Annotated in this window: 2 protein-coding genes; both read left to right on the top strand. The window is 70.8% G+C overall.

The features are described 5' to 3' along the window. Position 1 precedes the first annotated feature (1 nt). Positions 2-11,485, top strand: a complete 11,484-nt coding sequence (locus AB0H32_RS27425; protein WP_361125342.1) for a type I polyketide synthase — start codon at positions 2-4, stop codon at positions 11,483-11,485. Positions 11,486-11,519: 34 nt separating this feature from the next. Next, a complete protein-coding gene (locus tag AB0H32_RS27430) occupies positions 11,520-11,642 on the top strand; it encodes a hypothetical protein (protein WP_361125344.1) in 123 nt (40 codons plus the stop codon). The last annotated feature ends 331 nt before the right edge of the window (positions 11,643-11,973 follow it).

An 11,973-nucleotide genomic window follows, 5' to 3' on the forward strand; every position in this document is an offset into this window, starting at 1 on the left:
CATGAACAACGAGCAGAAGCTTCGCGACTACCTCAAGCGGGCAACGGTCGACCTGCGGGAGAGCCGTCAGCGTGTGCAGGATCTGGAGGAGCGCGCACACGAGCCGATCGCGATCGTGGGCATGGCATGCCGACTCCCGGGCGGTATCGCCTCCCCGGACGACCTGTGGGAGCTGCTGAGCGCCGAACGTGACGCGGTCGGTCCCTTCCCGGAGGGCCGCGGCTGGGACCTGGAAAACCTGTACCACCCAGACCCCGACCACCTCGGGACCTCGTACACCCGCGAAGGCGGCTTCCTGTACGGGGCGGACCGGTTCGACGCCGAGTTCTTCGGCATCAGTCCTCGCGAGGCGGCGGCGATGGATCCCCAGCAGCGGTTGCTGCTGGAGACGGGTTGGGAGGCCTTCGAACACGCAGGCATCGCCCCGACCGCGCTGAGGGGCACCCGTACCGGGGTGTACATGGGCGTCATGTACGACGACTACGGCTCCCGGATCCCCAATGCGCCCGAGGACTTCGAGGGCTACCTGCTGACCGGAAGCGCGGGCAGCGTCGCGTCGGGTCGTCTGGCCTATACCTTCGGCTTGGAGGGGCCGGCGGTGACGGTCGATACCGCGTGTTCGTCCTCGCTGGTCGCGCTTCATCTTGCTGCTCAGTCGCTGCGTCAGGGTGAGTGTTCGATGGCGCTCGCCGGTGGTGTGACGGTGATGGCGACACCGGGCACGTTCGTGGAGTTCTCTCGGCAGCGTGGGTTGTCGCCGGATGGGCGGTGCAAGGCGTTCTCGTCGTCGGCGGACGGCACGGGTTGGGCCGAGGGCGTGGGCGTGTTGGTGTTGGAGCGGCTGTCGGACGCGGAGCGCAGCGGGCATCGGGTGCTGGCGGTGATCCGTGGTTCCGCGGTGAATCAGGACGGTGCGAGCAGCCAGCTGACTGCCCCGAATGGGCCTGCGCAGGAGCGGGTCATACGGGCTGCGTTGGCCAACGCGCGGCTGTCGGCGTCCGAGGTGGATGTCGTGGAGGCGCACGGTACGGGTACGCGGCTGGGTGATCCGATCGAGGCGCAGGCGCTGGTGTCTGCTTACGGCCAGGCCCGTGGGGACGACAACCCGTTGTGGTTGGGTTCTGTCAAGTCGAATATTGGTCACACGCAGGCCGCGGCGGGTGTCGCGGGCGTGATCAAGATGGTCATGGCGATGCGCAAGGGGGTCATGCCCTCGACTTTGCACGTGGACGAGCCGACCCCCGAGGTCGATTGGTCGGCGGGCACGGTGAAACTGCTGACGCAGGCTCAGCAGTGGCCGGAGCTTGATCGTCCGCGTCGGACGGGTGTGTCGTCCTTCGGGATCAGCGGGACCAACGCTCACGTGATCCTCGAAGAGGCGTCGCGCGACCGTGCTGTCGATCCGGTGGCAGGACCGGATGCTGTTGTACAACAGTCGGAGTCGGGCCGACCGACGCTGCCGGCACCGTGGTTGCTTTCGGCCAAGTCGGAGACCGCGCTACGGGCACAGGCGAGCCGGCTGCTGGCCTGGCTCGCCGACCACCCCGAGGTGGATGACGCCGATGTCGCTGCCGTCCTGACCGGTGCGCGCGCTCAGCTGGGTCGGCGCGGCGCGGTGCTCGGCGCCGACCGGGCCGCTCTGCTCGCCGGCCTCACGGCCCTGGCCGCGGGTTCGGCATCCCCGCATGTTGTGTCAGGTGTCGCCACCACCGGCGAGACGGCCTTCCTGTTCACCGGTCAGGGCGCGCAACGTCTCGGTATGGGCGCAGGGTTGGCTGCCGCGTTCCCCGTGTTCGCCGCTGCCCTCGACGAGGTGTGCGCGGAATTCGACGCCCTGCTGGGGGTATCGCTGCGCGAGGTCATGTTCGGCGAGACCGGTGGTGCCGGGAACAGCGCCGACGACACCGAGCGCATGGCCCTGCTCGACCGGACGGAATTCACACAGCCTGCGCTGTTCGCGTTCGAGGTGGCGCTGTACCGCCTCCTGGAGTCGTTCGGCGTGACCCCGGACGTGGTGGTCGGGCATTCGATCGGTGAGCTGGCCGCGGCCTATGTGGCCGAGGTGTGGTCGCTGGCCGACGCGTGTCGGCTCGTTGCCGCCCGTGGTCGACTGATGGGCGCGCTGCCGACCGGTGGAGCGATGCTCGCCGCCGCGGTGTCGGAGGAGCGGGCGCTGGAACTGCTCGCGGCCGGGACGGTCTCGTTGGCGGCCGTGAATGCGCCTGCGGCGGTGGTGTTCTCGGGAGAGACGGCGGCGATCGCCGCACTGGAGGACCGGCTGGCGGGCGAGGGTGTGAAGACGACCCGACTGACGGTCAGTCACGCCTTCCACTCGGCGTTGATGGAGCCGATGCTTGCCGAGTACGAGCAGGTCGCCGGATCGGTGGCGTATCGGACGCCACGCATTGGCGTGTGCTCCACGGTGTCCGGTGCGCCGACCGGTCCCGAACTGCTGACTCCGCAGTACTGGGTGCGGCAGGTGCGCGAGGCCGTGCGGTTCGCCCCGGCGGTGCAGTCACTCGTCGACGCCGGCGTGCGCCGGTTCGTCGAGGTGGGTCCGGACGCGGTGCTGGCGGCGCTGACCCGCCAGACACTGATCGACGAGGTGGCGTCCCGCTCGCTGGTCGCGGCGGGGGCACGGCGCGGCGTCGATGAGGTCGACCAGTTCCTGCGGTTGCTCGCCGCCGCCCACTGCTCGGGCATGACCGTCGACTGGGCGCCGGTGTCACCAGGAAGGCCGGTCACCCACCTCGACCTGCCCGTCTACGCTTTCCAGCATCGCCGTTACTGGGTGCAGCCCGACGACGATGCGCTCGGTGACATGGGCCGCGCTGGTCTCGCCGCGCTCGATCATCCGATGCTGCGCGTCGCCGCGCCGCTTGCCGGTCGCGACGAATGGCTGTTCAGCGGCAGGCTCTCCACCACCGACCAGCCGTGGATCGCCGACCACACGGCCTTCGGAGCGGTGCTTCTGCCCGGCACCGGGTTCGTGGATCTCGCGTTGGCCGTGGGTAGCCGCCTGGAACTGCCCGTCGTGGACGAACTCGTCCTGGCGACGCCGCTGCTGTTCGACGGTTCCGCTGCCGTGGACGTGCAGGTCTCGGTGACCGAGCCCGACCACACCGGCCGTCGACGCCTGTCGATCCACTCGCGTGCCGTCACCGGCACCGCGCGGTCCAACCCGGGCGAGCCGGACTGGACGCTGCACGCCACCGGCACCCTCGCCCCCGCCGACGGCGTGACGCCGGCCTGGACCGACCCCGACTGGCCGCCGGCCGACGGCACGCCGATCGACGGAACGCGTCTGTACGACCGGCTCGCCGACCTGGGATTCGGCTACGGCCCGAGCTTCCAGGACGTGCGCGCCGCCTGGACCAGTGGTGACGACGTGTTCGCCGAGGTGACCCTGGACGAGACGACAGCGGGCCGGGCGGCGGGCTTCGGGATGCATCCGGCGCTACTGGACGCGACCTTCCACGCTGCCATCGACGTGCTCGCCGACGACCTCCCCGACGGCAGGCTGCCGCTTCCGTTCTCCTTCAACGGCGTCCGTGTGTTCCGGCACGGCGCCACCGCGGTCCGCGCCCGCATCATCCGTTCGGGTTCCGAGAAGGTGCGCATCGACGCCTGCGACGCCACCGGCGCCGCGGTGCTGTCGATCGACGCCGTGCTCGCCCGCCCCGCGGACGCGACCGCTCTCGCCGGTGCCCGCAGCCCGCTCTACGCTCTCGACTGGACGCCGGTGACGGCGCCTGCGGTGCCGGACCAGCAACTGGTCGCACTGGGTCGACCCGTCGCAGGCTGCGCCGAGACGTTCGAGGATGTCGCGGCGTTCGCAACAGGCGGGGGCCGCACAGGCGCGGCTGTCGTCTGGTCGCCCGAAACGGCGTCGGCGGACGGCGACGACGTCCCCGCGACGATCCGCACCGCCGTGCACAACGCCCTCGCGGTGCTGCGCGACTGGCTCACCGAACCGGGCTGCGCCGACTCGACGCTGATCGTGCTGACCCGCAATGGAGCAGGTCTGCCCGGTGAGACGCCGGACCCCGCGGCAGCGGCCGTCCGCGGCCTGGTACGCAGTGCGCAATCGGAACATCCGGGGCGCATCGTGCAGGTCGACCTCGACGACAACGACCTCGCGGACCTGCACCAGCGGATCGCCGCCGCAGTCGCCACGGACGAACCACAGCTCGCGGTCCGCGGCGGCGCCACGCTGACACCGCGGCTGATTCGTACGACCACCGTCGAACCGACCGGCGAGCCCTTCGGTGATGGCACGGTCCTGATCACCGGCGGCGCAGGCGGACTGGGCGCCGTCACCGCACGCCACCTGGTCACCCGGCACGGGGTGCGCAGCCTGTTGCTCGCCTCGCGCCGCGGCCTCGCCGCGCCGGGCGTCGAGGAACTGGTCACCGAGCTGACCGCGCTGGGCGCCGACGTACGCGTCGCCGCGTGCGATGTCAGCGATCGCGCCGCGGTCGCGGCGCTGCTGGAATCCGTACCGGCGCACGAACCGGTGACCGCTGTCGTGCACACCGCGGGCGTGGTCGACGACGGCACCATCGAAACCCTGACCGCCGAGCAGGTGGATCGGGTGCTCGCCCCGAAGGTCGATGCCGCCTGGCATCTGCACGAGCTCACCCGCGACATGGATCTGTCGGCGTTCGTGCTGTTCTCCTCCGCCGGGCCGCTGCTCGGTGGGCAGGGCCAGGGCAACTACGCGGCCGCGAACGCGGCGATGGACGCGCTCGCCCAGGCGCGCCGCAGCGCCGGTCTGCCCGCGCATTCGCTGGCCTGGGGGCTGTGGAAGCGCGGCATGGCCGAGGCACTGAACGACCCGGGTGCCGAACATCTGGTGCGTCAGATCCGCACGCGTCTCGGTCTGTCCCCGATCGAGCCGGACACAGGCATGCAGATGTTCGACAACGCGTTGACCACCGGCGAACCGATGCTGTTGACCGCGCTGCTCGACACACCCGCCCTCACCGCGCTGGGCCGGCTCGGCACGCTACCCGCGGTGCTGCGCGGCCTGATTCATGTACCGTCGCGCGGCCAGATCGCCGACAGCCCGTTGCGCCAGCGGTTGCTCGACGCCCCCGCCGATCAGTGGGAGGCGCTGATCCGCAATGAGGTCCGCGCGATCGCCGCCGCGGTCCTCGGCCACGAGTCGGCCGACGCCATCGACCCCGAAACACCGTTCACAGCACTGGGCTTCGACTCGCTCGCCGGAGTCGAGTTCCGCAACCGGGTGACCGCCGCCACAGGTGTTCAGCTTCCGTCCACGCTGGTGTTCGACTATCCGACCGCCGCCGCTGTTGCGGGCTTCCTGCGTACCCGGGTCGACGGTTCGGCGCCGACGAGACCGCGCCCCGCCTCGACCCGGGCCAAAGCCAGGGCCGACGAGCCGATCGCGATCGTCGGCATGAGCTGCCGGTATCCCGGCGGCATCGAGAATCCTGACCAGCTCTGGGAACTGATCGCCGGGCGCGTCGACGCGATCACCCCGATCCCGGGGGACCGCGGCTGGGACCTCGACCACCTGTACGACACCGACCCCGGCAAACCTGGCAAGATCTACACCCGAGAAGGCGGATTCCTGCATGCCGCAGGTGATTTCGATGCCGCCTTCTTCGGAATCGGACCCCGTGAGGCAGCGGCGATGGACCCGCAGCAGCGGTTGCTGCTCGAGGCGTCCTGGGAAGCGCTCGAAGATGCCGGTATCGATCCGACCTCACTGCGGGGCAGCGATACCGGGGTGTACGCGGGCGTCATGTACCAGGACTACGGCTACACGGCGCGCGAGGCCGCCGACGGTGCCGCGGAAGGCTATCTGGCGACCGGATCGGCCGGCAGCGTCGTCTCCGGCCGGGTGTCCTACGCCCTCGGTCTGGAAGGACCCGCGGTGACGGTGGACACGGCATGTTCGTCGTCGCTGGTGGCCCTGCATCTGGCGGTGCAGGCACTGCGCGCCGGGGAGACGTCGCTGGTCCTGGCCAGCGGGGTGACGGTCATGTCGACTCCGCTGCTGTTCGTGGAGTTCTCCCGGCAGCGGGCGCTGTCACCGGATGGGCGCTGCAAGGCGTTCTCGAGTGCTGCGGACGGTGTCTCGTGGGCCGAGGGCGTCGGCGTGCTCGCCCTCGAGCGGTTGTCCGACGCGCAGCGCAACGGGCGCCCGGTGCTGGCCGTGATCCGCGGTAGCGCAATCAACCAGGACGGTGCGAGCAACGGCTTGACCGCACCCAACGGTCCGTCCCAGGAGCGGGTGATCGCGCAGGCACTGGTCAACGCAGGGGTGGCCGCGGCCGAGGTGGACGCGGTGGAGGCGCACGGCACCGGCACCACACTGGGTGACCCGATCGAGGCGCAGGCGCTGATCAACGCCTACGGACAGGAGCGCGCCGAGCCGCTGCGGATCGGGTCGTTGAAGTCGAACATCGGGCACACTCAGGCGGCTGCCGGTGTCGGCGGTGTGATCAAGATGGTGCAGGCGTTGCGGCACGAGGTGTTGCCGCCCACCTTGCACGTTGACGCGCCGTCGCCGCACGTGGAGTGGTCGGCGGGCGAGGTACGGATCCTGACCGAGGCCGAGCCGTGGCCGGTCGGGGAGCGTCCGCGCCGGGCGGGAGTGTCGTCGTTCGGGATCAGCGGGACCAACGCGCACGTGATCCTCGAAGAGGCGCCCGCGGTCCCGCCGCGGCCGGTCGATCCACCGCGCCCGGCGGCCTTGCCGTTGCTGCTGTCCGCGCGGACGACTGCCGCGCTGCGGACCCAGGCGCGCCGTCTGTACGACGCGCTGCGCGAACGTCCGGAGCTCGACCTGACCGATGTCGCGGTGACGCTGGCGCTGCACCGCGCGCAGCTCGAGCAGCGCGCCGCCGTCGTGGGCTCGGACCGGGAGACGCTGCTGGCGGCCTTGGCGCGGCTGGCAGCCGACGAGCCAGGACCAGGCATCGCCAACGGCGCTGGTCAGACAGGCACGACAGCGTTCCTGTTCACCGGTCAGGGCGCGCAGCGGATCGGAATGGGCGCTGGACTGTACCGGGCGTTTCCGGCTTTCGCCGCCGCGCTCGACGAGGTGTGCGCGGAATTCGATGCACACCTGGGGCATTCGCTGCGGGATGTGATGTTCGACGCGCAGCGCACCGGCATCGGGCAGGAGGCGAGTGAGCGCGACGCGCCGGCCGCTGCGAGCGGCGCGACTGCCGAGACTCTGCTGGACCGCACCGAGTACACCCAGCCCGCGTTGTTCGCGTTCGAGGTGGCGATGTATCGCCTTGTCGAGTCGTTGGGCGTGACGCCGGATGTGGTGGCCGGGCATTCGATCGGCGAGCTGGCCGCGGCGTATGTGGCCGGTGTGTGGTCGTTGTCGGATGCGTGCAGACTCGTTGCGGCCCGGGGTCGATTGATGGGGGCGCTGCCGACAGGTGGGAGCATGCTGGCCGCCGCGGTGCCGGAGGGGCGGGCCGTGGAGCTGCTGGCGGCGGGTGATGCCGATCCGGCGGTCGCCGCGGTCTCGCTGGCGGCTGTGAACGCTCCCGACGCGGTGGTCTTCTCCGGAGACACCGAGGCGGTATCGGCCCTCGAGTCGAGGTTGGTGGCCGAGGGCGTCAAGACCAGCAGGCTGCGGGTGAGCCACGCGTTCCACTCCGCCTTGATGGATCCGATGCTGACTGAGTTCGCGGAGATCGCCGCAGGCCTGACGTATCACGAGCCACGAATACCTTTGTGCTCCACGGTTTCCGGCGCATTCGCCGACGATTCGGTGGGTACGCCCGAGTATTGGGTACGGCAGGTGCGCGAGGCAGTGCGCTTCGCCCCGGCGGTGCAGTCACTGCTCGATTCGGGTGTGCGCCTGTTCGTTGAGCTGGGCCCGGACGCGGTGCTGACGACCATGACCCGCGCCACTCTGGCGACAGACCTCGCAGCGCGCGCATCCGTGGTCGCGGCATCCCGTCGCACAGTCGCCGAACCCGAGCAGCTGGTATCCGCGCTGGCAACCGCGCACTGCGCGGGCCAGCCGGTGCGGTGGGCGGCCTACTTCGGAGCTCGACCGCAGGCACGGATCACGTTGCCCACCTATCCCTTCCAGCACGAACGATTCTGGCTGCTGCCCGCGGAGGCCGCTGCGCCGCTCGCCGGTGCCGACTCCGCCGACCATCCGCTGCTGCACGCCCAGGTGCAGCTCGCCGGCAAGGACGAGTGGCTGTTCACCGGCAGGCTCTCGCTGCGCACGCACCCATGGCTCGCCGACCACGCTGTCTTCGGCACGGTCTTGATGCCAGGTACCGGATTCGTGGAACTGGCTCTGGCCGCTGGTGCCCGGCTCGGCGTGCCGCGCCTGGCGGAACTGGTGCTCGCGGCGCCGCTGATTCTCACGACCGATGGTGCCGCGGATATTCAGCTCGCTGTGGGCGAACCCGACGCCGATGGGCACCGGACCGTGGCCATCCACGCCCGCGCCGCCGACGCCTGGGTGCTGCATGCCCGTGGCCTGCTCACGCCCGCCGAGCCGACCGCGGCGCCGGGCTGGTCCCAGGTGTGGCCTCCGGCTGCGGGCGATCCGGTCGACGGGCAGCAGGTGTACCGCGCGCTCGGCGACCTCGGCTTCGGGTACGGCCCGGTGTTCCAGGGTGTTCGCGCCGCGTGGTCGCGTGGGGAGGAAGTGTTCGCCGACCTGGCGCTCGACACCGACACCGCAGCGCGCGCCACCGCCTTCGGACTGCATCCGGCACTGCTGGACGCGGTGTTCCACGCGGCTGTCGACCCTCTCGCCGAGGGCGGGCCCGACGGCCGGATGCCACTGCCTTTCGCCTTCGACGGTGTCCAGCTGGCACAGTCCGGCGTGGGTGCCTTGCGCGTCCGCATCGCCCGCATCGCACCGAACACCTTGCGCGTGGACGCGGTCGACGCGACCGGTGCCCTCGTGCTGAGCATGGAGTCGGTGCGGGCCCGCCCGATGGAGCGGCAGGCGCTGGCCCAGCTGCGCGGCGCGGCACCGTTGTTCGACCTCGAGTGGATCGCCGTGCCCGCCGTCTCCAAGGCGGACACCGGGCGCATCGTCGTGCTCGGCGACCCGGCGACCGTCGAGGCCCCTGAGCCCCCGACATGCTGTGTCGATCTCGCGGAACTCGCTGTGCTGCAGGATGTTCCCGACACGGTGGTATGGTCGGCGCCCCGCGGAACCGGTGCCGGCGCGGCGGACATACACGCCGGCGTGCTGACGACGCTCGCACTGCTGCAGGGCTGGATAGGCGCCGAACACCCCGGCCGGCTCGCGATCGTGACGCGCACGGCCGCCGGACTGCCCGGCGAGGAACCCGATCTGGTCGGAGCCGCCGTGGCGGGCCTGGTGCGCAGCGCACAGTCCGAGCACCCGGGCCGGTTCCTGCTCATCGACCACGACGGCGACGCCCTGCCGATCAAGTCGCTCGCCGACGCCCTGGCCCAGGACGAACCGCACATGGCCGTCCGCGAGGGTCGGCTCCTGGCACCGCGATTGCAGCCGCTGCCCGCCACCGAACCGGGCGTGCCACTGTCGTTCGACCACGGCACGGTGCTCATCACCGGCGGCACCGGCGGCATCGGCGCGATCGTCGCCCGGCATCTGGTCGCAGCGCACGGCGCACGACGGCTGCTGCTGGCATCGCGGCGCGGTGCCGCCGCGGACGGCGCCGCCGAACTGGTCGCCGAGCTGACCGACCTCGGCGCCCACGTCCAGGTCGTGGCGTGCGACGTCACCGAACGCACCGCGGTTCACGCCCTGCTGGCCGACATCGACACCGACGCCCCGCTGACCGCCGTCATCCATGCGGCGGGCGTCCTGGACGACGGCACGCTCGACACCCTCACCACCGCGCAGACGACACGGGTGCTGGCACCGAAAGTCGATGCGGCACTGCACCTGCACGAGCTGACCCGCGACCTGGATCTGTCGGCGTTCGTGCTGTTCTCGTCCGCGGCGCCGTTGCTCGGCGGACAAGGACAGGGCAACTACGCCGCCGCGAACAGCGTGCTGGACGCGCTGGCACGCCTGCGGCGCAGCGCGGGCCTGCCCGCGCACTCACTGGCCTGGGGACTGTGGACCGTCGGCATGGCAGGGATACTCGGCGGGGACGGTGCCGAGCAGTACGCCCGCCAGATCCGGGCCAGGCTGGGCCTGATCCCGATCGACCCGGATTCCGGGATGGCGCTGTTCGACAACGCACTCGCGACCGATCGGGCGACACCGACGACGGCACTGCTGGACACGGCGGCGCTCACCGACCTGGCGCGCGGCGGCACACTGCCCGCGGTACTGCGCGGCATGATCCGGGTTCCCCCGGCCGCCGCGAGTGCCGGTGTCAGCCTTGCGCGGCAGCTGGCCACACTGCCCGACGCCGACCGTGACGCTGTGGTCCTGCGAGAGGTGCGCAACGCCGCCTCGGCGGTCCTCGGCCACCTGTCCGGCGACGCGATCGACCCGCACGCGCCGTTCACCGAGCTCGGTTTCGACTCCCTCGGTGCCGTCGAATTCCGGAACCGGCTCGCACAGCTGACCGGGCTGACGTTGCCATCGACGCTGATCTTCGACCACCCGACCGCCGCCGATGTGGCGAAACTGGTGCGATCGCTGATCGAGGAATCCGACACCGGCGTGGTCGAGCAGGCACCGGCCGGCGTGCGCGGCACGATCACCGACCTGGTGTCGGCGGCGCATCGCCGCGGTGAGCTGGCAGGGGCGATGCCCCTGCTGATCGCGAGCTCGGCTCTGATGACCACGTACCCCGCCGACGAGGCCGCCGCACAGCGCCCGGCTGCGCAGCTCCTGGCGCGCGGCGCCGCGGCACCGGCACTGATCTGCATCCCCTCGTTCCTGCCGGGATCGGGCCCGCACCAGTTCGCCCGCCTGGCCCGCGAACTGGGCGGCGAGCGGCAGGTCAGTGCGTTGCGGCTGCCCGGTATGCGCGCAAGCGACGACCTGCCGGCGACATGGGCGGCGGCGATCGAGAGCCTCGCCGCGGCCGTCGCATCGGAACTCGAGCGAAGCCCGGTGGCGCTCATCGGCTATTCGGCCGGTGGTGCGATCGCCCATGCGGTCGCCCGGCGGCTCGAAGACGACGGCGGCGAGCTCGCGGGCGTCGCGATGATCGACACCTACTCCCCGGAAGAGCACGAACTCAACCGCCTCGTGCTCACCGACGCGCTGGGGCAGATCCTGTCCCGGGACAACGCACTGACCCCCGTCGACGACCACAGCCTGGTCTCCATGGGCAGCTATGTGCGGATATATCCCGAGCGCGAGGCCGAGCCGATCGCCGCGCCGACGCTGAATCTGCGGGCCACCGTGACGCTGAGCAGCTTCGGAGACGTCGACCCCGTCCCCGACTGGCAACACCGTGGACCGGCCGAGTACATCGAGGCGGATCACTTCTCGATCGTCGAGGAACAGGTGGCAGAGACCGCCACGCACCTGCGGCGCTGGCTCGATTCGCTCAGCGGCCATTGATGTCCGAACCGTCAGATTCGAGGAACGAGGACACATGGCAGCCCTGGACAAGCCCGGCCGCCCGCGCGGCGTGCTCGGGCGCCTGCGCCGAGCATTCGACGACGTTCACGCGGCCCACCGCTACTTGGGGCACGACCCCGTGTCGACGGTCAGGTAATTCACCACGATCTGCATGATCGGCGGTCAGTCAATTCCCCACCCCTGTGGTCACGACTCCCCAGCGGGACGCTGACCGTCGATCATGCCGCCGGCCACGCTCGAACTAGCCTGATATTCCCTGATGCAGGTGTTTTGCGAGACTTTTGGATCTTCCTTGCGAATCGGTCGGGTTCCCCATGGGCATGCCGGTGCCCGGGTTGAGGGTCCTGGCCTCTCGGAGCCGTCGAGGTCCCTCGACGGCGGCCAGAGGCCGACGGGCCCACCAGATTGGAAGGAGAACAATCGCCGGGGTCGACCACGTCGAGATAAAACTGCAATTGTAAGCGGGC

It is taken from the genome of Streptomyces sp. NPDC020362 (genome assembly GCF_040642095.1).
GTDB lineage: Bacteria > Actinomycetota > Actinomycetes > Streptomycetales > Streptomycetaceae > Streptomyces.